This window comes from Bartonella sp. AP58NXGY (assembly GCF_042195785.1).
Lineage (GTDB): Bacteria > Pseudomonadota > Alphaproteobacteria > Rhizobiales > Rhizobiaceae > Bartonella.
The window spans coordinates 317-617 of the sequence record NZ_JBHIOY010000341.1 but is presented as its reverse complement, the minus strand read 5'-3'; the positions used below and the strand labels follow the sequence as shown (position 1 = coordinate 617).

1 protein-coding gene is annotated in these 301 nt (G+C 34.2%); it reads left to right on the top strand.

Annotation, left to right across the window (positions count from 1 at the left end; translation table 11 throughout):
- Nucleotides 1-301: proton-conducting transporter membrane subunit (locus tag ACFINC_RS11300; RefSeq protein ID WP_375617264.1), on the top strand; the 301-nt coding region annotated here is incomplete at both ends.

Sequence of the window (301 nt, the reverse complement as noted above, 5' to 3'; positions counted from 1 at the left end):
ATATGAAAATTTTAACGCTTATTGGTGCACTTTTTGCTCTTATTATGTCTGTTGGTTTTGCGAATGCGCAAAAGTTCAATATATTTGAATTTCCAGTGCTTGTTCTTTTAGCAACCCTTGGTATGATGCTGATGATTTCAGCGGGGAATATGCTGTCACTTTATATGGGATTAGAACTACAGTCCTTAGCTTTATATGCTTTAGCAGCGATTAATCGTAATAATGTCAAATCTTCTGAAGCTGGTATAAAATATTTTGTTTTAGGAGCATTATCTTCAGGAATGCTGCTTTATGGTATTTC